19 protein-coding genes are annotated in these 21,497 nt (G+C 39.6%); 9 read left to right on the top strand and 10 right to left on the bottom strand.

Features of this window, described 5'->3' with window-relative positions; translation table 11 throughout:
* Positions 1 to 723: 723 nt before the first annotated feature.
* The 8 genes from O0V13_RS18540 to O0V13_RS18505 all read right to left on the bottom strand — a co-directional run bounded on the left by O0V13_RS18540 (position 724) and on the right by O0V13_RS18505 (position 10,608).
* On the bottom strand, positions 724 to 3,519 hold the full coding sequence (locus tag O0V13_RS18540; protein WP_268036485.1) for a PQQ-dependent sugar dehydrogenase: 2,796 nt from the start codon (positions 3,517 to 3,519) through the stop codon (positions 724 to 726).
* Between the two features lie 367 nt (positions 3,520 to 3,886).
* Positions 3,887 to 4,858, bottom strand: coding sequence for an NAD(P)-dependent alcohol dehydrogenase (locus tag O0V13_RS18535; protein ID WP_268036484.1), 972 nt, complete (start codon positions 4,856 to 4,858; stop codon positions 3,887 to 3,889).
* 44 nt (positions 4,859 to 4,902) lie between these two features.
* A complete protein-coding gene (locus O0V13_RS18530; protein ID WP_268036483.1) occupies positions 4,903 to 5,274 on the bottom strand; it encodes a VOC family protein in 372 nt (123 codons plus the stop codon).
* Between the two features lie 33 nt (positions 5,275 to 5,307).
* On the bottom strand, positions 5,308 to 6,405 hold the full coding sequence (locus tag O0V13_RS18525) for a Gfo/Idh/MocA family protein (protein WP_268036482.1): 1,098 nt from the start codon (positions 6,403 to 6,405) through the stop codon (positions 5,308 to 5,310).
* Between the two features lie 97 nt (positions 6,406 to 6,502).
* Positions 6,503 to 6,919: a VOC family protein gene (locus tag O0V13_RS18520; RefSeq protein ID WP_268036481.1), complete on the bottom strand. Its 417-nt coding sequence runs from the start codon at positions 6,917 to 6,919 to the stop codon at positions 6,503 to 6,505.
* Positions 6,920 to 6,923: 4 nt separating this feature from the next.
* Positions 6,924 to 8,024, bottom strand: a complete 1,101-nt coding sequence (locus O0V13_RS18515; RefSeq protein WP_268036480.1) for a ferritin-like domain-containing protein — start codon at positions 8,022 to 8,024, stop codon at positions 6,924 to 6,926.
* Between the two features lie 2 nt (positions 8,025 to 8,026).
* Positions 8,027 to 9,772, bottom strand: a complete 1,746-nt coding sequence (locus tag O0V13_RS18510; RefSeq protein WP_268036479.1) for a hypothetical protein — start codon at positions 9,770 to 9,772, stop codon at positions 8,027 to 8,029.
* 197 nt (positions 9,773 to 9,969) lie between these two features.
* Positions 9,970 to 10,608 (bottom strand): DinB family protein, encoded by a 639-nt coding sequence (locus tag O0V13_RS18505; RefSeq protein ID WP_268036478.1) that lies wholly within the window; start codon positions 10,606 to 10,608, stop codon positions 9,970 to 9,972.
* Positions 10,609 to 10,692: 84 nt separating this feature from the next.
* Between O0V13_RS18505 and O0V13_RS18500 the strand changes: the two genes are divergently transcribed.
* A complete protein-coding gene (locus O0V13_RS18500; protein WP_442780935.1) occupies positions 10,693 to 12,324 on the top strand; it encodes a M28 family metallopeptidase in 1,632 nt (543 codons plus the stop codon).
* A gap of 42 nt (positions 12,325 to 12,366) precedes the next feature.
* On the opposite strand, the gene O0V13_RS18495 is transcribed toward O0V13_RS18500, so the two are convergent.
* On the bottom strand, positions 12,367 to 12,597 hold the full coding sequence (locus tag O0V13_RS18495; RefSeq protein WP_268036476.1) for a hypothetical protein: 231 nt from the start codon (positions 12,595 to 12,597) through the stop codon (positions 12,367 to 12,369).
* Positions 12,598 to 12,617: 20 nt separating this feature from the next.
* Complete coding sequence (locus tag O0V13_RS18490; RefSeq protein ID WP_268036475.1) at positions 12,618 to 13,175, bottom strand: hypothetical protein; 558 nt, start codon at positions 13,173 to 13,175, stop codon at positions 12,618 to 12,620.
* A gap of 330 nt (positions 13,176 to 13,505) precedes the next feature.
* Between O0V13_RS18490 and O0V13_RS18485 the strand changes: the two genes are divergently transcribed.
* From O0V13_RS18485 to aroF, 8 genes are all read left to right on the top strand, one after another.
* The gene (locus O0V13_RS18485; protein ID WP_268036474.1) at positions 13,506 to 14,918 is read left to right on the top strand and encodes an anthranilate synthase component I family protein; all 1,413 of its coding nucleotides are present in this window, start codon (positions 13,506 to 13,508) and stop codon (positions 14,916 to 14,918) included.
* A 31-nt stretch (positions 14,919 to 14,949) separates the two neighbouring features.
* Entirely contained in the window at positions 14,950 to 15,516 is a 567-nt protein-coding gene (locus O0V13_RS18480; protein ID WP_268036473.1) for an anthranilate synthase component II, read from the top strand.
* Positions 15,517 to 15,546: 30 nt separating this feature from the next.
* A complete protein-coding gene (gene trpD / locus O0V13_RS18475; RefSeq protein ID WP_268036472.1) occupies positions 15,547 to 16,557 on the top strand; it encodes an anthranilate phosphoribosyltransferase in 1,011 nt (336 codons plus the stop codon).
* A gap of 9 nt (positions 16,558 to 16,566) precedes the next feature.
* Complete coding sequence (gene trpC, locus O0V13_RS18470) at positions 16,567 to 17,385, top strand: indole-3-glycerol phosphate synthase TrpC (RefSeq protein ID WP_268036471.1); 819 nt, start codon at positions 16,567 to 16,569, stop codon at positions 17,383 to 17,385.
* The gene (locus tag O0V13_RS18465; protein WP_268036470.1) at positions 17,385 to 18,038 is read left to right on the top strand and encodes a phosphoribosylanthranilate isomerase; all 654 of its coding nucleotides are present in this window, start codon (positions 17,385 to 17,387) and stop codon (positions 18,036 to 18,038) included. Before trpC ends, O0V13_RS18465 begins: the two co-directional genes overlap by 1 nt.
* A 4-nt stretch (positions 18,039 to 18,042) precedes the next feature.
* Positions 18,043 to 19,221 (top strand): tryptophan synthase subunit beta, encoded by a 1,179-nt coding sequence (gene trpB / locus O0V13_RS18460; protein WP_268036469.1) that lies wholly within the window; start codon positions 18,043 to 18,045, stop codon positions 19,219 to 19,221.
* A gap of 199 nt (positions 19,222 to 19,420) precedes the next feature.
* A complete protein-coding gene (gene trpA, locus O0V13_RS18455; RefSeq protein ID WP_268036468.1) occupies positions 19,421 to 20,194 on the top strand; it encodes a tryptophan synthase subunit alpha in 774 nt (257 codons plus the stop codon).
* A gap of 96 nt (positions 20,195 to 20,290) precedes the next feature.
* Positions 20,291 to 21,310, top strand: coding sequence for a 3-deoxy-7-phosphoheptulonate synthase (gene aroF, locus O0V13_RS18450; protein WP_268036467.1), 1,020 nt, complete (start codon positions 20,291 to 20,293; stop codon positions 21,308 to 21,310).
* The last annotated feature ends 187 nt before the right edge of the window (positions 21,311 to 21,497 follow it).

The following is a 21,497-nucleotide window of genomic DNA, read 5'->3' as shown; positions in this document are numbered from 1 at the left end:
CATCCGCGACATATCGGGATCTTTTGCCTGAATTGGCTTGAAAATGTCTTCGGACAATTTCTGACGGATTGGGCCAAACGCTAAAAATCTCCGGATTTCCGAACAAGTTCGGAACTAGCCGATTTTCTTAACGCTTGTTGACCTCAATCTGTCACCAGCCACTTCAAAGCAAATCGTACATTTAGAATCTCGTTTAAAATTTAAGGGTTCTTAAAAATGTATGGGCTCTTATTATTTATCCCAAAACATGAATTTTAGTCTGGACCCGCCTTCCAGTTTTGGGTGTTAAGAAATCAATTGTGAGAGGCGGCAACTAGGAGGCTTGTTTGACGAAAATTTTGCTAACTCTAACTTTCAGTTTAGAAGAGGTTCTATGCAAAATTGAGGAGTTTGCTGACGTGTGGGGAGAAAATTGATTTTAACCCAAAAATGGACAGCGGTGGTCCCGTATCCCGATACATTTCGGGATCGGGATTGGTCCTTTTTCACCTAAAGGAAAAAGGACGTAAGGGAAAAAGAGGAATGAGGTTGATTAAAGGAATTTAACCTATTGAAATTTGTAATGTGCTTGGAGATGTGATGTGTCGAAATATTTTTTAATTCGCTTCATAAAATGATCAATATTCAGAGAATTAGTTGTTTTGGGTTCAATCTGAAGCATGTCATTTGAAAAAAAATAGCCAAGAGGTAATTCCCTTGGCTATTTGGTCTAGAACCTTTGGTTTACTTGATAAATTCTATTTCAATTACGCTCATTATCGTTTCGCCTTTGGAGGCTTCTTGATTTTTGAAAATGAAATAAAGATTGTGCATATCTGTTGTTGGCTCAATAATTACTTTTGCACGGTTGGCCTGCTGTCTTCTCCATTCTATAAAGGTCATTCCTTCTGGTGGTCTGAATCCTCCTCCTTCTTTTCTTCCAATCGCCTCAGAAGTTCCCAAGACTTTGCCAGTTGGGGAGTCCAGTCGAATTTCAACAGATCCTCCTATGGCTCCGTTTCGGGAAGTGATGCTAGCTAATACATCAATTTCATTTATCCCCGTTAAATCCACACCTTCCAAAGCGAAATAAGATCCGTCGCCTTTAAGCATAAAGCTAACCGATGGGGTTGTCAATAATTCCACTCCCTTTCGATCCACTGAAGTTTGAGGGTCTATAAATGGGTCTTTCAATGCTACATAATCTACTCCTGAAATTGGCTCAATAGAACCGGAACCTTTGTCAGAATAAGATGCTCTCAACAAGAAGCTTCCTCCGGCATTTTCTCCAGCAGGAACCTCAGGTTTGATTTGTCCTTTTAGAGGAAGTGAATTTACAGTCGCCTGAGCTTCATCCATGCTTAGGATATAATCTACCATTCTCTTTGCGTCTGCCTTAGAAAGTGAAGGGTGTGCACTCATACCATGATCACCCCATACCCCAGAACCACCATTGATGATTTTGTCGATCAGGTAATTTGTGTTTTGTTCTGAATTAGGATATTTATTGGCTACGGCCGTGTAGCTAGGGCCAATAGAAGTTGTGTCGTATTGATGACAAGATTTACAATCGCTTGACTCAATTAGGTTTCTTCCCAAATTAAGGATGGCGACTGTTTCTGCGCCACTCTGCTTGGAGGCGATTTCAATCGGATCAAATCCAGCCGGAACGTAATCAAAAGTCACGGCAATTTCCTCAGGTTTGATTCCACCATCAACTGTGCTACCGTCTTCGTCATCTTTCACTTGGATGCTATAGCTCATTTGCTTGTCTCCAAACCAGAATGTCCTATTTTGATTGCCAAAATCGATAGAAACTTGAGGTGGTTCATTTCCTGCAGTAATTTTCACATCTGCCGAATTACTTTCGCCTTTTGTATCTGTGACCGTTAATGTCGCGGTGTATTGTCCTGGTTCCTGAAAATTGAACGTTGGGTTAGCGCCCTGCATTGTTTGATTAAATCCTGAATCACTTGTGATCAACCAACTGTAAGTCAATTTACCCTGATCATAATCATCAAAGTCATTCGTGCCTTCAGAGGTGAAGTTGACAGTCAAAGGAACCGATCCAGCAATTTTATCAGCTTGTACAGACACATTTGGTTTTCTGTTTCCTTTGTTGAATTCAATCTTAACGATTCTTGAATTGGCATTTCCTCTGAACCAAGCAGAGCCGTATTCCAAAATATACAATGCACCATCCGGCCCAAAGTCCATATCAATCGCCGAGCTAAAGGTGTGTTCAGGTAGGAATCTTTCCATGCCTGTCATATCACCATTTTCATCCATACTTACAGCATAGATCCAGCCTCTCATAAAGTCGACGATTAGCCATTTGCCTTCATAATAAGCTGGGAAAACAAAAGGTGCGTCTTTTGCAAAATCAGCCTTTCTAAACACCGGGCCTCCAGTTGCAGATCTACCGGAACTTCCCAATTCTGGGAATACTTCAGAAACTCCGTAAGGATAATAAATCATTGCAGGAACCACAGGCGTTGGTAATTCTGTGAGACCTGTATTATTTCTAGAGTTATTGACCGGTTTATTGACATCAAATGGCTTTCCATAAGTGTCGGTGTCAAAATCATGTTCCACATAAGGAAAGTTATCTCCGATGAAATAAGGCCAACCAAAGAATCCTGGCCCTTTGGCTTGATTGAATTCATCATAGCCTTTTGGTCCCCAAATAGAGTCTGTGGATGCATCTGGCCCAACCTCTCCCCAATAAAGGTAGCCCGTCTTACTATCCAAGGTAGGCCTCCAAGGATTTCTATGTCCCATGGTGTAAATCTCAGGTCTTGTTTTTTCAGTTCCTTGAGGGAAAAGATTGCCTTCAGGGATGGTGTAGGAACCATCATCTTCTGGATGAATTCGAAGGATTTTTCCTCTAAGGTCATTTGTGTTTCCTGGAGCTCGCTGATCATCATTGTTTTCTTGACCAGGTCTATCATCTAAGTTTGAGGTTCCTGAGCGTGGGTTGACCGTGTTGTTTCCAACAGTGAGGAAAAGATTGCCTTCTTGATCGAAAACCATCCCGCCACCTGTATGGCAGCATTCTTCACGTTGGGTAGGGATTTCTAGGACTATCTTCTTGGATGATTCTACCAATTCATTTCCTCGAAGTTCCCAACGAGCCAAGACATGCTTGGTATCCACTGGATCCGCGTAATACATGTAGATCCAATTATTTTTTTCGTAATCTGGGTGAGCAATAACACCCATCAAGCCTTCTTCGGCTTCTCTTGTTACACCTTCTTTATTGGTGTATTTGGTGTTGACAGGGATAGTGGCAACCAAGGTGACTTCTTTGGTGTTTTGGTCTAGGATTTTGACTCCTCCTTTTCTTTCAACAAAAAGTATTTTATTTCCGGGAAGGAAAGTCATTTCCATCGGCTCGTCCATTCCTTCTGTAAGGGTGACAGCCGTAAAGCGGTTATCATCTGGTTTGGTTACCGGTTCATCTTCTTTGGTAGCACAGCTATATAAGATGGCACCCAATAACAGACAAAAGACTCCACCTCGAAGTAAATTGAATCTCATAGGTTTATTGTTAGGATAATTGGTTATTCTAAAACTAGTTAATTTTCAATAGTCTCTATTGTCTCAGAATGAAAAAATAGAATTTTTTCTTTCGGTAGAATAATAGGATGAAAGCTGGTTTTGTTTAGAAATAATTTGCTGAAGATTTCTTTACCTAAATATATTATTGTTTGGTTGTTGGTATTCAAATAAAGATTTTGAAATAAAAAGAAAATGCCCCAGTGATAAGCTGGGGCACCTATTTAAACCATGAAAAATTACAAACCTGTACAGATTTTTAATCTCATTTAACCATAGACAAGATGGATGTATATTCTTTGAGAAGTACTGACATTTGTCATGATCTCATCTGATTGAAGTCAAAATTTCAGAATAAATCTTGGCTGACTTTCAATATTACATTTCCGATTTTTTTGCCCGAATTTACATATGTGTAAGCTTGACTGATTTCATCCAAAGAGACTGTTCTATCGATTAATGGTTGAAATTTTCCTTCAAGTAGTAATTGACCAATTTTTTCAAGGCTTTTTTGGACGTTGGTAGGAACAGGGAACTTCACTTTCTTTTTACCCATAAAGCCGCTTTTTATTGCCAAAAATGGGTTTTCCCAATTGGGACCCAATTCCGAAGAAATGTAAACTCCATTTTCTTTCAATAAAGGTTTACAGATTTTGAATCTACTTTTTCCCACAGCATCAAACACAGCATCAAATTGACCTACAAACTGGGTCCAGTCACCTTTAGACCCATCAATTACTCTGTCTGCTCCTAATTCTTTGACTCTTTCAACATGTCCCAAACTGATAGCTGTGACGAGTACTCCCATCGATTTTAGAATTTGAATTGCAGCTGAACCAATTGCCCCTGTTCCTCCGATTACCAAGACATTATTCCCGGGCTGAAGCGTCATTTTATTGATGAAGTTATAGGCGTAGTGCACACCTTCAATAGATCCAGCGGCAGATTTCCAATCGATTCCTTCGGGTATTTTCTGAAGATTTGAATAGGAGGAGGTGCAAAAATATTCTGCATGACTACCGCATCCATTGTCAATAAATCCCCAGACCTTGTCTCCAATTTTGAAGCCTTTTTCATCTGACCCTATAGCACTGATTACCCCGACAAAATCTGTCCCAGGTACGGGGAATTTTGGATTGGGTAGACCTACAAAAAAGCGCATAATCCAAGGCCAACCGGTGACAACTGCCATATCAGTTCGATTGATGGTAGTGGCTACAACTTTGACTTGGATTTCTTTCGGTTTGGGTTCTGGAATAGGTAAAGTTCGAACCTGCACAAGATCAGTTGAAACATAATGATCCCGGAAGGCTGCTTTCATGGATTTCATTGGTGACATTTGTAGAAAGTACTGGGCTGGTTGGTTTAGATATGTTGATCGATCAAAATCGTATTTCCATCTGGGTCAAAAAGGAGGATGCTTCCCGGGCCTGAGCCACCGGGATCTGCTTCCTGTGCCAAGGTGATTCCTACGTCTTTCAAGGATTGTTGGATTTTCCTGACATCATCGTACCCTTTTACTATTTGGGCTTCCTGATCCCATCCGGGGTTAAAAGTGAGTATGTTTTTGTCAAACATCTGATGGAAAAGGCCAATCAAGGTTTGTTCATTCTTCATGATCAGGTAATTCATTTCCATACTTCCCGCAAAAATAGAAAAGCCCAGTTTTTCATAGAATTCCTTAGAGGCTTGAAGATTTTTGACGGAAAGACTGACTGAAAATGCTCCTAGTTTCATGGTAATCAGGTTTTTGTTTCAAAATAGGGTATTTCAATTAAAATAAACAGTCTCCCCTTTTTTTGCACTTTCCTTGGCAGCCTGAAGTATCTCCATCACAATCATATTATTCTCCAAAGAATACAGATCATATTCAGGCAAGCTGATTTCATTTCTCACCACAGCTTTTAATAGCATAAAAGGATCTGGATAGGGAGGTTCCATTTCTGGAAGCTGGTAAGTTTGCTCATCAAAGCCGTCGTAGCCCTGAGCCATTCGTATTCTGAGTTGATTTCTATTATCAGCGAAGATTGTTCCAGTAAGCCCATAGACTTCCATGTCTTTTCTTCCAATTGGCCAGTTCCATGATGCCTGAATAATCACTTGGGCATCTGGATAATTGACAATAATCGTGGCATCATCCTCGACTTGAGGATTGTTTTCAGGTTGTAATTGCTGGGTGATTGCAGTGACGGAAACAGGTCTTTTGCCATTCATGAGCCAAGTCATTAAATTGGCACCATAACATCCAAAATCCATCAAAGCCCCACCGCCATTGAGCTTGGGGTCGATCAGCCAGTTCAAAAATTCCGGACCCACTCCGATTTTCTTTGGGCCTCTATGACCATCCCGAACGACTACTTTTCGGAGGTCTCCAACTTTTCCCGAATCTAGAAGTTCCTTTGCTCTATGATTAGTTGGGTACCAGCTGGTCTCATAGTTTGTCAATAAATGAATGTTGTGCTTTTCAGCCAAAACCTTCATTTTTTGAGCATGTTCCAAACTTATTGCCAGTGGTTTTTCAACCATCACATGAACTCCTCGAGGTGCGGCAGCTTCTACCACAGCTAAATGCTGGAAGGTGCTTCCAAATGAAGCGACAGCTTCCGGTTTTTTTTCATCCAATAATTTTCCGAGGTCTTCAAAAATCAAATCCATGGATAAACCGTGTTGCTGGGCATATTTTTCGGCCAATTCCCTGTTAGGCTCAGCTATTCCTACAATTTCATAATCCCCTCGGTTCATCGAATTGAAAACCCATCCAACATGTCCGTGATCTAATCCCGCAACGGCAAGTTTGAGTGGTTCTTGTGCTTTGGTCTGAAATTGAAGGAAAATTGAAAGTGTGAGGAAACAGAGTAGGGTCTTCATAAAATTAGAATTGAACAAGGAAGATGATTAAAAGCCTAATGAAAATCAACCTAGGTAATTATTTCTTCACCTGTCCAACCTTTTATGCTGAATGGTTTTATGAATTTAGATTTTCCCGGATCACTAGCGAATTATTATCTGGGTCTCTGAAAAAAAAGAATTTGTCCTGAAATCCTTCATCTGAGGTGTTGAGAATAATACCTGGTGGATCAATAGGGATGCCTTTTTCCTCAAATATTTTCAAGGTTTCGTCCAGATTGTCCATGATAAAGCTAAGAACTGTTCCAGACTCTGGTAGAGGAGAATAAGGTGCAGAAATGTCTTTAAACAAGCCAATGGTGCAACCTCCTGGAGAATTCATCTGGAGGTAAGATTCATTTCCGAAATCTCCTCCAACATTGATTGTATATCGATTGTCAATTTCAAAGCCCAAGTTTTTCTGGTAAAAATCAATTGACCTTTTGAAGTCGCTTGAAGAAATTTTTACAACATGACTGGAAAATTCAATATCCATGGAATTAAGAGGTTTGACTTTCCAAAGCAGCTTTTTCTACAGCATTTAGATCCTCATCAGTTACGAACTCAAAACTGGGGCCTGCCATAAATCCAGGATGATTTGGATCTGGGTTACTCAAAAGTTTTAAGGCATACAATCTAATGGCAAACATGAGCCCCATGGCCTCATTGATTTGTTCTGGTTGGCCATTGAAAGCTAAGTGAAGGCTATTGAGAAGGCAGGTATAATTATAGTTGAAAAATTTGCTATTGGTATAGGCTAATGAGTCTGGAGGATAGTTTTCCATTTTTGGGTTGGGCCACATATTTGGGATTTTGGCTGGATTGAATGGGATTGGATCTCCAGAATATGAGTATTTATTAGGAGCGCTTGGGTCGGATACTAACTTTTTGCCTTTGACAATCTCCTGAAATCTGTAATAATGTGCAGGTTCCTCAACAGTACTATCAGTTGGGTTGACAAAGGGATCCGTGCTTGTTCCTTCACCTTGATCCACTATGATATCAATGCCATTTAAAGCTGAGGTTAGATCCTTAATTGGGAATAAAAGCTTTGCAGGAAAGAATTTCTCATAGGTCATTTGATGACTTGGATCACCGGTAAATATGGTTTTTCCCTGATTATGAGCTTCTGTCTCCAAAGCGGTTAGACTCTTTTTGATCTTTTCATAAAACTGGCCAATGGTCATCGATTCGGTTGCTTCTAAAGCCATGGCTTTGATGTCAATGGGGTCTTCTTGCTCTTCTATGGACATAAAAACTTTTTGAATCAGTTCTTTTGAAAACTTTTCCAAAGGAACAGTCAATCCAGTGTCTACTCCTCCAGGAAGTGGACCTGGGTAGGTAGGGACAAAGCCTTTTTTATTCAAAATGGGGTGACCTCCAATAGCTGTTAATAGATTGGAGGAAATAGAAAGGTGGAGCATTTCTTCTCCAACGACAGAGCCGATAAGATTAGAAATTTCATCATTGCCCGTATTGAACAAAGTGAAATTGGCAGTGAGATATGGTGGGATCGTTGAATGCTCTAATTCAATAGCTGTTTGGACAGCTTTTCTTAAATCTTCTAAGCTGTCTATTTCAATTTTTTTCAGAAAAATCATAATTATATCTTTTTAAAAGTAATGGAGTCTTTGGGGTCACTGGCAGCGATAACCTTATTTAAATAATTGAGAATCATTTTCAGTTTGTCTCGGGATAGATCTCGGGTTGCAGGCATGTAGTTTGGATCAGTCTTCTCTTTTCCAAAAACCAACTTCAATATTTGAGCATTTTGATCCACTACATTTTTGTCTGCCAGATTAAAAATTCCTTTAGACATCAAAGGATACAAGTTGGCGTATTGCTGCATGGTGGGTAAAAGATCTTTCCATGTTGGGTCGTCTATCTTGTCTTGAGGAACACTGTCATACACCAGTAGAGAAATAAAATTTGATTGATTGCAATTGGTGAAATAATCCTCCGAAAGAGAATATGCCAATCCATAAACTTGTCCATCTATATATTCTCGAGGATTTCCCGGATCACCAGCCTTTATGGTGAAGGTGGCTTTTCCAGATGAATCAGTTTTTATGCTTGGGGGAAAACTTAAAATTGATTTTGGAACACCAACAGGAGGAGGTGTAGGACCGAAAAAGCTGTTGTTTAGCTGTAGTTCTATTGTCTTGTCAGGGATGAGGTTACCCAAGTGCGTTGCATATAGATTGACATCACAGGATTCGCCAGGATTTAGCTGAAATACAAATTGGTCAGCGCAAACATAATTTTCAAATTCTTGGAGAAGTACACTGCCAGTCATGAAACTTGTAAAGGTGTTTTCTTGAGTTTCCTTGTAGTCAATAAGGACAAGAGGGAATTGTTTTACTAATGATATTCCCTCATCATCTAAGGAGATTGTACAAACTCCTGCAGACGAAGCATACCAATCAAGGTCTGTGTATTCAATCTTTCCTAGATAATAATAGTCTGGGTTGCCAGAGCTTCCTTGGTCTACTGCTGCTACAATATTTCTAGTTGGATCTGCGATGACAATTTTTTTTGATTCTTTATTCAAAATGAATTGAAAAGCATTGCCTAGGTCAAGAATTAAGGTTTTTTGGCTTTCATCTAAGAGTGCTGTTGCATAGTTGCAATTGCTTCCTGCTTGTGGAAAAAGTTGCCTTCCTATCACAAAATGATCTGGTTCGCTCTCATATGAGGGGCCAATGGAGCCAGCGATTCTTCCTAAAGTAAAGTCTGCTGCTGTGAAATCTCCATTAAACCTGTCCAGGGTAAATTGGATGGAAAGCTTTTCTGGGCTTGCTGCTTTTAGCTCATTGAGATACCGAGACCCAAAACTGTCGATGTCCCAGCACAAATCTTCAATTACCGACTGATAAATGGCTGCGGCTGCTGCATCATGCGATAAATCAGGAGATCTAGTAAACCAAATATTGGTAAAAGCCGCAGGTTTGTAGCTTCCATTGATGAGGTTCTTTTTTCCATCGGTGATTCTCACTATTAATCCCCAAATCATGGAAACCATTTGCTGCTGGGAGTCCAAATCGACAATCTTTGCTGCTGTTTTATTTTCAGTGTCTGTAATTGACAATCCTATCACCGGATCCTTAGTCGGATCAGTTTCTTCTGTTCCATCGGAGTAAGATACTTTCGTGATTTTACAACCAACCAATCTCCAGTTTCCGGTTCCATCAGGATTCCACCAACCATTCAGGTTTTCACCTGACTGATAATCTTGAAATGATGGCTCGAAGGTTTCGTTGTTGTAGTGTGTTGGGTCGTTGTTAACCGTAGAAGGATCAGCTTGAAAAAGACCTGCAAAAGTTAAACGAGGTAAGTTTAAATAAGACATATAAAATAATGTTATGTAAAGTCTAATAAAAAAGAGAATACAAATTAGATTATATGTATTATAATATCAAGTTATGGATGCATTGTTTTTGTTTTAAATTTTATATGAATATTTATAATTCAATTTATATCCTTTAAAGTGCAATTATTAGAAAATAGACCAGTCTTCCCTTTAAAAACTAGTTAAAATTCAGGAAGTTAAGAGGCTCTTGCTCTTAGCCATCTCATTTGGCCGATATGGTTGGATTCATGCTCAAATACATGATACCATTTGAAATAAGTATTTACATCTCCATCTGAGTCTGACCAGATTGGATCTATTGAATATAGCCAGTCATCATCCAGAGTTTTAAACTTTTCTAAAGTTTCCTCACGGACCTGACCTATCATATTCATATAATAATTTAAATCATGACCTTTGATTTTTTCTCTTCCCTCGTCTCCTAATCTGGAAGCTGCGCCCCAGATTTTATCTTCTTCCTCATTGAATTCCTGTCGATTTTCGAAGGTGTTAATTTGATAGAATTTCTCAGTTGCACCCAAATGCATCAAAAGAGCCCCGATTGTATTGGATTCTGAATCAAATAAAAAGTCCAATTCCTTTTGACTCATGTCTTTGACGGTTTGAGAAAGGTTCATTCTCATGTAGTTCATCATAGAAACCAAAGTTCCTATTTCAGGTGTGTAACCTGTCCGAGGCCCAATTACCAGTAAATCCTCACTGCCTATTGTCGGGCAGGCTTTCACTGAATTAACTATTCCAGCAAATGAGAGTCCAGCTGTAATTGCAAACCCCTTCTTGAAAAATTCTCTTCTAAAATTTTTTTGAGCCTTCATGATTCTTGATTTAAAGTTCTAAAAGTTATCTTGTTATCAATTGTATGCCAATCATCCAATTTACCAAAAATCAGCCAAATGAAAATGAGATCCTTTTATCTTGCGATTTTGCTTTTGGGGATAATTTTCTCCTGCTCTGAGAAAAAGCCTTATCAATTTCAGGTTTCTGATATTGAACCGCATATTGATTCGCTTTCTTCAGATTATTTCTTGGGAAGAATGCCCTTTACAGAAGGCGAAACTCGCACCTTAGATTATTTAGAAAAAGAACTGGTGAGTCTTGGGCTAGAGCCAGGAAATGGGAATTCTTATTTCCAGGATGTTCCTATGGTTTCAATTTTGACCAGTCCATCACCAACAATGGAAATCAAGTCTGACAAAGAATCCTTGACTATTGAAGGGCTGAAAGATTATGTGCTTTGGACACAAAGAACGGATCCAGAAGTGGATTTTTCGGATATTGAAATGGTCTTTGCAGGATTTGGGATAATAGCTCCTGAATATGGATGGGATGATTACAAAAACATTGATGTCAAAGGAAAAATCGTGGTCGTTTTGGTAAATGATCCCGGATTTGGAACGGAGGATGCTTCTTTTTTCAAAGGGAATACCATGACATATTATGGTCGCTGGACATACAAATATGAAGAGGCAATCCGCCAAGGTGCTTTGGGGTGCTTAATTGTTCACAATACAATTCCTGCTGGTTATGGTTTCAATGTGATTCAAAATTCTTGGAATGCTTCTAAGCTTTATTTGGATGACCGAGGAAAGGAAGAGTATAAATTGGCTTTTGAAGGTTGGGTGACCTTGCCTACGGCCAACAAGCTTTTTGCGATGGCAGGGTTGGATGAACGAGAATTGCTCGCTAAAGCTAGGAAACCTGATTTCGAAGCTATTCCTATGAATTTGAAAGCTTCTTCTTCAATGGATGTTCAGGCAATTTACAATACTTCAAAAAATGTAGTGGCCAAGATTACAGGAACAGAGAAACCTGATGAATATATTATTTACACTGCTCATTGGGATCATTTGGGAATAGGGAAGCCAGATGAAACTGGCGATAGTATTTACAATGGTGCTTTGGATAATGCATCAGGCACAGCTGCACTTTTAGCTTTAGCTAAAGGTTTTCAAGAATCCAAAAAGCCGAAAAGAACGGTGGTCTTTTTGGCTGTGACAGCGGAGGAGCAAGGACTTTGGGGGTCTGCTTATTATGCACAAAATCCAATCTATGCGCCTTCCAAAACAGTAGCAAATATCAATATGGATGGAGTAAACCCTTACGGAAAAATGAAAGATGTTTCAATCGTAGGCTTTGGGCAATCTGAAATGGAAGATTTACTGAATGCAGAATTGGAGAAGCAGGGGAGATATTCAGCACCAGAACCCAGTCCCGTAAATGGCTATTATTTCCGTTCTGACCATTTTAATTTTGCGAAAATTGGGGTTCCTGCCTTGTACATTGATACTGGAATCGATCATTTCGAAAAGGGAAAAGAGTTTGGTAAGGCCCTTCAGGATGAATATGTGGCGAAATACTATCATAAACCTTCTGATGAATATGATCCTAACAGATGGAATTTAGAAGGAGCAGTGGATGATGTTCAGCTTCTTTACAATATCGGAGAAACCTTGTCAAATTCGGATCAGTGGCCGGGCTGGAAAGAAGGTTCGGAGTTCAAGGCAATTCGGGATGGATACATGAAAAAATGATAAAAAGTAAAATGCTCTCCTGTTTTCACTGGAGAGCATTTTTTATTTTGATTTGGCAAGAAGCAATTGAAATTCTAAGGGGCTGCAAGTTTGAAACTCATCTTCAGCAAGATCTTCAAAAATTTCCTCATCAAACTCCATCTCTGTTTTTTCGACCTTTCCATCGGGATGAAAAATCAACTCTATTCCTGTGAAGTCGCTTGGATTGACCATTACTAATACTTGATAGTCTTCGAAAACCCTCTTGAAATATTGCGCTATTGCTTTAGCCATGGATTAATTTTTTTGTAAAATTAATCATTTGAGCTGATTGGATGGTAATCATTATAAATGATCACCAAATCGGATGGATTGCTTTGGGTTACTTTAATCCTTTCGAACACATAAAATGCCTGGGCAATAAAATCTTTTTCATTCAAAGGAGTGATTGTGCTGATAGCATGATTTTTCACACTGAACAATGGCCCATAAGGACCAATAATATCATATCCATTGGGATTATACTTTCTTTTTACTTTGAAAATTTCCCCATCTACAAACTCAAATCGGGCATTTCCCCAAAAATAGGAACCCTTTCCCCGTGCCACCAGAAGGTCCGTTTTGCTGTCAATGATTCTTGCTTTATTGATCTTTTGCATATCCCGATGGAAGAATAAGTGAAACTTTCTTCCATCAAGTTCCAAATCCGCAAACATGTAGCCTTGATCCACTTCCATTTTGGCTTCTTTTCCATCGTCTGATTTGAATTCTACCTTTTGTTTTGGCGTTTTCCAGCCATCCTGAGCCAAAGTAGAGAAAGTCATCAAAAAACTAAATACTATAATTGATAGGAATGTTATTTGGGTTTTCATGATTGTCTAAAAATGGTGTATGAAATTCTAACGGAATAGTTTTTAATAAGTTAGCGGGGAAGGTGTTGGCATTAGGTAGTCTTGGTGTCCATTTAATAGAATCTTATGGATGATTAAAAAAAATCAAATTTTTGCTTTGCCATTTCAGATCCGTTCCTAAATTTGCCGAAGTCTTATGAAAACAATCGCAAACAAATATTGGTGGTGGCATACTGAAACTTTCTCAGGGAAAGATCAGCAAGCCCATGCCTAAAATTTGATTGCATGACGATAGTAGAGGCTTACTGGATTTCCCGGTAAGCCTTTTTTTGTGCCAAAATTTAACCACGAATGAACCACGTAAAATATCCGATTCTGACTACATACCGAAAGCGTCTGGCAGATACGATCACTCCTGTGAGTATCTATTTGCAGATTAGGGATCGTTTCGCTAATCCGATTTTATTGGAAAGTTCAGATTACCACGGTCAGGAAAACAGCTATTCTTATATCTGTTTTAATCCTTTGGCTACTTTTCAATTCAACAATGGGGAAGTGACTGAAAAGCTTCCTGATGGAAAAAAGATTTCTTATGAAGTCTCCGCCAAAAACAGACTGATGGATGCTTTGAGAGCATTTGGGAATAAGTTTGACCCGACTCCCGATAAGTTCAAGTTCAGTACCAATGGCCTATTTGGCTATATCCAATATGATACGGTAGGATGGTTTGAAGATATCAAGCTGACCAAAACTGAGCCTACGGAGGTTCCGATGATGTGGTATTCCATGTACCAGAATATCATCGTCGTGGATCATTTTAAAAATGAATTGCATTTGTTCGAGCACAGAGTGGCTGGTGCTGAAAATCCAGAATACATGGATGAAATTGAACAATTGCTGATTAATAAGAATATTCCGACTTATTCCTTTAAGAAGGTAGGAGAGGAAGTTTCGAATTATACAGATGAGGAATTTTTGAAAATCCTAAATCAAGGGAGAGAGCATTGCTTCCGGGGGGATGTCTTCCAAATTGTGCTTTCCAGAAGGTTTACCACCGAATTCAAAGGAGATGAATTCAATGTTTACAGAGCACTTCGTTCCGTAAATCCATCACCGTATCTATTCTATTTTGACTATGGGTCTTTCAAAGTTTTTGGAAGTTCTCCAGAAGCTCAAATCGTAGTTAAAAACAAGACTGCTACGATTTATCCTATTGCAGGAACTTTCAGAAGAACAGGGAATGATCAGGATGATGCCGCATTGGCCAGAAAGCTTTACGATGATCCAAAGGAAAACTCTGAGCATGTGATGTTGGTGGATTTAGCCAGAAATGACCTGTCAAGATCTTCAGATGTGGTCAAGGTGGATGTATTCAAAGAGATTCAATACTATTCACACGTGATTCACTTGGTTTCAAAAGTTACCGGTCATCTCCCTGAAGGTGCAAACCCACTTCAATTGGTGGCTGATACCTTCCCTGCTGGAACCCTATCAGGGGCTCCGAAATATAGAGCGATGGAATTGATTGATGAACTAGAAAATGTCAGCAGACAATTTTATGGAGGAGCGATCGGATATTTAGGATTCAATGGAGATTTCAATCATGCGATTTTGATTAGATCCTTTGTCTCTGAAAACAATAAACTTCGATTCCAAGCTGGAGCAGGTGTGGTGGCCAAATCTTCCATTCCTTCTGAATTGCAGGAAGTAGCAAATAAATTAGAGGCCTTGAGAGTAGCTCTAAGAGCGGCGGAGGGGATTTGAACTTTCCAACTGATAAATAAAAAGAAAAAAGATGCGAATTCTCGTTCTAGATAATTACGATTCCTTTACATACAACCTTGTCTACATTGTCAGGCAGTTGGGTTATGGTGATCAAATGGATGTCATCAGAAATGACAAAATTACGGTGGAGGAAGTTGATAAATACGATAAAATCCTTCTTTCCCCGGGACCTGGGATTCCTTCTGAAGCGGGAATTATGCCAGAGCTGATAAAGACCTATGCTGCAACAAAGTCTATTTTAGGTGTGTGCTTGGGACATCAGGCAATTGGAGAAGCTTTTGGAGGAAGTTTGATAAACTTAGCGGAAGTCCTTCATGGAGTAGCTTCTCAAGTAAAAGTGGAAAAAGATTTTTTATTTGAAGATGTTCCAGAGAGTTTTGCCATCGGAAGATACCATTCTTGGGTAATCAATGAAGGAGATTTGTCTCCAGAATTAGAAGTGATTGCCAGGACACCAGATCAGCAAATCATGGCTGTGAGACATAAACAATTTGCTGTAAGAGGAGTTCAGTTTCACCCAGAAAGCATCCTGACTGAAAACGGAATTAAAATAATTCAAAATTGGATTGAATCTTGATTTGATTGAGATCACAAGACCCTGTAAATCATGAAAGAAATACTTAATCACCTTATCGAACATAAGACACTTTCTCAAGATCAATCGAGAGAAGTGTTGAAGAGTTTGGCTTCTGGAGTCTATAATCAATCCCAAGTTGCTGCATTCATGACCGTTTATATGATGCGGTCAATTACAGTGGAAGAACTGAGAGGTTTTAGAGAGGCTATGTTGGAGCTTTGTATACCTGTGAATATCGCCGAGTATGACGCGATGGATCTTTGCGGTACGGGAGGAGATGGAAAAGATACATTTAATATCTCAACCCTTTCCTCATTTATAGTAGCGGGAGCTGGTCAGAATGTAGCCAAGCATGGAAATACAGGAGTGTCTTCCATTTGTGGTTCCTCCAATTTGATGTCCTATTTCGGGTATGAATTTACCAATGATATTCGTGAAATCAGAAGGTCTTTGGACGAAGCAGGAATTTGCTTTTTGCATGCACCGCTTTTTCACCCTGCTATGAAAAACGTAGCGCCAATTCGAAAAGAATTGGGAGTGAAAACCTTCTTCAATATGTTGGGACCGATGGTGAATCCGAGTTTCCCTGCCAAGCAAATGGTTGGTGTATTTAGCTTAGAGTTAGCACGACTTTACGGGTACCTTTATCAAGAGAGTGATGCTCAATTTTCCATCGTACACTCTTTGGATGGATATGATGAGATTTCTTTGACAGGTGCATTTAAGATGGTTTCCAACAGAGGTGAGAAATTATTCCAACCTGAGCAAATTGGTTTGCCAAAGCTAAAAGCCGAGGAAATTGAAGGTGGTAAAACCATTGAAGAAACAGCCAAAATATTTGAAAGCATTTTGAAAGGAAAAGGAACCAAAGCTCAGAACTCTGTAGTCATCGCAAACTCAGCAGCCGCTTTGGTGACAGCAGATGAAAACCTGGATTTTCCAGATGCAGTGGCCAAAGCCGAAGAAGTATTGATGAGCGGAAAGGCTCTAGAAGTATTCTACGGACTTGTCAATCCCAAAACCTCAGTTTCATTCGCCTAATCAACAATTATGAATATTTTAGATAAAATCATTGCAGACAAGTACAAAGAGGTCGCTGATAAAAAAAGTTTGATCCCTGTCAAACTACTGGAGAAAAGCATCTATTTCGATGGGAAAGTGGTCTCTATGAAAAAGTATGTGACTCACCCTGACAAGTCAGGGATTATTTCCGAGTTTAAAAGAAAGTCCCCTTCCAAAGGAGTAATTAATGGAGGTGCTTCTGTTGAAACAGTGAGTATCGGCTACATGCAAGCAGGGGCATCTGCTTTGTCAGTTTTGACGGATCAGACCTATTTTGGAGGCAGCAATGATGATTTGAAAATTGCACGAAAGTTTAATTTTTGCCCGATTCTTAGAAAAGATTTTGTGGTGGATGAATATCAGATCATTGAGGCAAAATCAATTGGTGCGGACTGTATCTTGTTGATTGCGGCAGCTTTGGAACCGGCAAAATTGAAGTCCTTGGCTTATTTCGCCAAAAGTTTGGGAATGGAAGTGCTTTTGGAAGTCCATGATGGCGAAGAATTGGAAATAAGCATTAACGATGGAGTGGACTTGATCGGTGTGAACAATCGGAATCTAAAAACTTTCGAGGTGTCGATTGAAACTTCACTTTCTTTAGTAGATGAAATTCCTGATTCATTTGTAAAGATTTCAGAAAGTGGGATTTCTGATCCAAAAACCATGGTTGAGTTGAAAAAAGCAGGTTTTGACGGGTTCTTGATTGGAGAAAACTTCATGAAATCGGCAAGACCAGAGCAAGCAGCTTACACGTTTATCAAGGAGTTTAAAAAACTTCAAGCCCAGGAAGAACTAAGTAAAGTCTGATGGAGGTCAAAGTGTGTGGCATGAGAGAGCCTGAAAATGTTCAGGGACTAATTCAGGAAGTGAAACCTGATTGGATGGGACTGATCTTTTATGAAAAATCCCCTCGGTTTGTGCCAAATTCTTCAGCTGAAAAATTGAAAGGAGTTCCAGTTAAGAAAGTTGGAGTTTTTGTCAATGAAGAGATGGATCAAATTCTTGAGAAAATTGAAAAATTTGATTTGAAGGCGATTCAGCTTCATGGAAAGGAAAGTCCTGAAATGGTTCGGGAATTGGTCAATCAAACAGATTGTGAACTTTGGAAAGTAATCTCAGTAAAGGAGGATGTGGATTGGGCGTTATACAAAGAATATCTGCCACATATCGACCTCTTTTTATTTGATACAGCTACCAATGCCCATGGTGGATCTGGGCAAAAGTTTGATTGGGGAATTCTAAAAAGCTACCCTTTTGAAAAGGACTATTTCCTAAGTGGAGGGTTGGACGAAGAAAGTGTAGATGAAATCCTTGAATTTGCCACCCATTCCCCGCATTTAAAAGGAGTGGACTTGAATTCCAAATTTGAGCTTTCTCCTGGATTGAAAGACATCCAAAAACTTAGAAATTTTAAAAATCATCTGATCAACTCAGATGGCAATAACCATAAACAAAATTAAAGCAATGATAGGTGTAGACGAAAGAGGATATTATGGCAGCTTTGGAGGGGCCTTTATCCCAGAAATGCTTCATCCCAATGTGGAAGAGCTGAAAGAAAACTACGAAGCCATCATGGCATCTCCTGAATTCCAAGCTGAATTTCGGGGATTATTAAAGGATTATGTGGGGAGACCTACTCCTCTTTATTTCGCATCAAGACTTTCTGAGAAATATGGAGCCAAAATCTATCTGAAAAGAGAGGATTTATGCCATACAGGTGCTCATAAAGTCAACAATACGATTGGACAGATTATTCTTGCCAAGAAGTTGGGAAAAAAGCGAATCATTGCTGAAACCGGTGCGGGTCAGCATGGAGTTGCAACGGCTACAGTTTGTGCTTTGATGGGGATGGAATGTACCGTTTATATGGGTGAGTTGGACATCCAACGTCAGCGTCCCAATGTGGAGAGAATGAGGATTTTGGGAGCTCAGGTGGTTCCTGCGACTTCAGGGTCTAAAACCTTGAAAGACGCTACCAATGAGGCGATGAGAGCTTGGATCAATAACCCGGTGGACACGCATTACATCATTGGTTCTGTGGTAGGGCCACATCCTTACCCAGAGATGGTTGCGAGGTTTCAGTCTGTAATTTCTGAGGAAATTAAATGGCAATTGAAAGAGAAAGAAGGAAGAGAGAATCCGGATTTGGTGATCGCTTGTGTAGGAGGTGGTTCTAATGCTGCAGGTGCATTTTTCCATTATTACAATACTCCGGAAGTAAGATTGATTGCTGCTGAAGCTGGAGGTTTGGGAGTAGAATCAGGAAAAACTGCTGCTACAACTGCCAAAGGGACTCCAGGGATTTTGCATGGGTCCAAAACTATTTTGATGCAGACAGAGGATGGTCAGGTTGTCGAGCCACATTCTATTTCCGCCGGTTTGGATTATCCGGGAATTGGGCCTGTACACGCGCATTTGTTTGAAGTTGGCAGAGCTGAATTTGTGGCTGTTGAAGATGAAGATGCGATGAAATCAGGGATCGAGTTGAGCAGGTTGGAAGGAATTATTCCTGCAATTGAATCTGCCCATGCTTTGTATGCCTTGAATATGATCGAATTCAAGAAAGATGATATCATTGTGATCAATCTTTCTGGAAGAGGAGACAAAGATTTGGAAACCTATATTAAGTGGGGTAATTATTAAGAGATTTTGGAAGTGCGAAATACGATTTACGAGGTGTTTTGGAACTCCAATCAGGATTACAGAGATCATCAATCGCAAAATTAATTTCGAATGATGGATGTTGGATAAACTCAACTTTCCAACATTCAAACCTCACCACTTTCCAACTCCCATGTTAATTTTCCAATGTTAAAATTTTGAATTTTTCAATTCTGAAAAAATGAACCGGATACATACACTATTTAATACCAAAAAGGAGCGAGTTCTTTCCATTTACTTCACTGCAGGTTTCCCAAACTTAGAGGATACTGTCCCCATTATGGAAGCGATTGAAGCGGGAGGGGCAGATATTATTGAAATCGGAGTTCCTTATTCAGATCCTGTTGCGGATGGACCTACTATTCAGGATTCCAACCAGATTGCTTTGCAAAATGGAATGAGCATGAATAAACTGTTCGAACAATTGGTTGGTTTTCGGGCTAAAGTTCACTTGCCAGTAGTGCTGATGGGCTATTTGAACCCAATCATGCAATATGGAATGGATGCATTTTGTAAGAAATGTAAAGAAGTAGGGGTTGATGGCTTGATCTTGCCAGATCTTCCTATGCAAGAATATTTGGATGAGTACAAAGCCCTATTTGAATCCTATGGATTGGTAAATACTTTCTTGATCTCTCCACAAACATCAGAGAAGCGAATCCGTGAGATTGATGGTAATACCGATGGGTTTATCTATATGGTTTCTTCCCATTCTATTACCGGAGCCAAAAGTGGAATTTCCGAGGAGCAGATCAATTACTTCGAAAGAGTAAGAGAAATGAATCTAAAAAATCCTCGTTTGATTGGCTTTGGGATTTCTAATTCTGAAACATTCACCACCGCTTCTAATTATAGTAATGGAGCCATCATCGGATCGGCTTTTATTAAAGTGCTGAAGAATTCCAAAAACTTGAAAGAGGATGTTCAGGGGTATATTCGATCTGTTATCAATTGAAAAATTCTATTATCGCAAACCATACTTCAGAAATCAAATCATTGTTTGCAGTAACCTCGTAAATCTTAATTCAAAAATCGTAATTCATATTTTAACATGATCATACAGCTTCAACCGGATATTTCTGACAAGCAAAAAGAAAATCTGATCAATAAGGTCAATGGAATTGGCTATAAAACTACCGAAGTAAAAACCCAGTTAGGGGACTATATCATCGGGATTGGCAAGAAAGAATTTGACATCCGTCAAATCGGCCAATTGGATGGGATTCAGGATATCCATATTGTTTCGGATGAATACAAGTTGGTTTCAAAAAAGTGGAAGGTGAAACCAACTTCAATCGACTTGGGAGATGATGTCTTTATCAAAGATGGAGAAATGGCCATCATCACGGGGCCGTGTTCGATTGAGTCTGAGGAGCAAATCCGTAAAGTCGTTGATCACTGTGTGAAAAACGGAGTGAAAATGATGCGTGGAGGTGTCTTTAAGCCGAGAAGTAGCCCTTATGCATTCCGTGGGTTGGGACTGGAAGGTTTGAAATTATGGCATGATATCGCTTCTGAAGCTGGAATCAAGATCGTAACTGAAGTGATGCAGACTTCCCAAATCGAAGAAATGTATCCTTATGTGGACGTGTACCAAGTAGGAGCTAGAAACTCTCAAAACTTCAACTTGCTAGATGAATTGGGGAAAGTAGATAAAGCCGTAATGATCAAGCGAGGGATTTCCGGAACCATTGAAGAATTGTTGCAGTCCGCAGAATATGTGTTTTCCGGGGGAAATGAAAAATTGATTCTTTGTGAAAGAGGAATCAGAACCTATGAAAGGGCATCTAGAAATACACTGGATTTGAATGCGATTCCGATATTGAAAGCTAAATCCCATCTACCTGTAATTGTGGATCCTTCTCATGGCATCGGTATTCGTGCTTACGTGCCTCAAATGGCCTTGGCAGGAGTGATGTCAGGAGCAGATGGAATCATTTACGAATCCCATGAAATTCCTGAGAAAGCTTATTCAGATGGACAGCAAACTTTGGACTTTGGCCAAAGCGAAAGATTGATCTCCTGGATCAGAGAAAGCTTTGCAATGAGAAAAGGTTTTGAATTGTTGTAAAATAGGCTTGTACTAAGAGACTTATCTGTGTAAATTAGAGCCATCATTAAAATAAAATGAATCCAACACCAAGAACTTTTGTACACCATTCCTACTATCATCTCCAATGATGGAATGGGAATACTATGTTTTTGAAAGAAATATTAGAAAGGCCTATTCCATCTCGGAATAGGCCTTTTTCGTTTCT

The sequence above is a fragment of the Algoriphagus sp. PAP.12 genome, from assembly GCF_026652115.1.
Classification (GTDB): domain Bacteria; phylum Bacteroidota; class Bacteroidia; order Cytophagales; family Cyclobacteriaceae; genus Algoriphagus.
The sequence above is the reverse complement of the archived record's forward strand: the minus strand, read 5'-3'. Positions and strand labels throughout refer to the sequence as shown.

Coding starts and splice junctions, on each gene's coding strand:
- trpA (WP_268036468.1), top strand. CDS start 19,421: ATGAACCGGATACATACACTATTTAATACCAAAAAGGAGCGAGTTCTT.
- O0V13_RS18485 (WP_268036474.1), top strand. CDS start 13,506: ATGAACCACGTAAAATATCCGATTCTGACTACATACCGAAAGCGTCTG.
- O0V13_RS18520 (WP_268036481.1), bottom strand. CDS start 6,919: ATGGATATTGAATTTTCCAGTCATGTTGTAAAAATTTCTTCAAGCGAC.
- trpD (WP_268036472.1), top strand. CDS start 15,547: ATGAAAGAAATACTTAATCACCTTATCGAACATAAGACACTTTCTCAA.
- O0V13_RS18465 (WP_268036470.1), top strand. CDS start 17,385: ATGGAGGTCAAAGTGTGTGGCATGAGAGAGCCTGAAAATGTTCAGGGA.
- O0V13_RS18490 (WP_268036475.1), bottom strand. CDS start 13,175: ATGAAAACCCAAATAACATTCCTATCAATTATAGTATTTAGTTTTTTG.
- O0V13_RS18505 (WP_268036478.1), bottom strand. CDS start 10,608: ATGAAGGCTCAAAAAAATTTTAGAAGAGAATTTTTCAAGAAGGGGTTT.
- O0V13_RS18540 (WP_268036485.1), bottom strand. CDS start 3,519: ATGAGATTCAATTTACTTCGAGGTGGAGTCTTTTGTCTGTTATTGGGT.
- O0V13_RS18525 (WP_268036482.1), bottom strand. CDS start 6,405: ATGAAGACCCTACTCTGTTTCCTCACACTTTCAATTTTCCTTCAATTT.
- O0V13_RS18500 (WP_442780935.1), top strand. CDS start 10,693: ATGAGATCCTTTTATCTTGCGATTTTGCTTTTGGGGATAATTTTCTCC.
- aroF (WP_268036467.1), top strand. CDS start 20,291: ATGATCATACAGCTTCAACCGGATATTTCTGACAAGCAAAAAGAAAAT.
- trpC (WP_268036471.1), top strand. CDS start 16,567: ATGAATATTTTAGATAAAATCATTGCAGACAAGTACAAAGAGGTCGCT.
- O0V13_RS18515 (WP_268036480.1), bottom strand. CDS start 8,024: ATGATTTTTCTGAAAAAAATTGAAATAGACAGCTTAGAAGATTTAAGA.
- O0V13_RS18495 (WP_268036476.1), bottom strand. CDS start 12,597: ATGGCTAAAGCAATAGCGCAATATTTCAAGAGGGTTTTCGAAGACTAT.
- O0V13_RS18530 (WP_268036483.1), bottom strand. CDS start 5,274: ATGAAACTAGGAGCATTTTCAGTCAGTCTTTCCGTCAAAAATCTTCAA.
- O0V13_RS18535 (WP_268036484.1), bottom strand. CDS start 4,858: ATGAAAGCAGCCTTCCGGGATCATTATGTTTCAACTGATCTTGTGCAG.
- O0V13_RS18480 (WP_268036473.1), top strand. CDS start 14,950: ATGCGAATTCTCGTTCTAGATAATTACGATTCCTTTACATACAACCTT.
- O0V13_RS18510 (WP_268036479.1), bottom strand. CDS start 9,772: ATGTCTTATTTAAACTTACCTCGTTTAACTTTTGCAGGTCTTTTTCAA.
- trpB (WP_268036469.1), top strand. CDS start 18,043: ATGATAGGTGTAGACGAAAGAGGATATTATGGCAGCTTTGGAGGGGCC.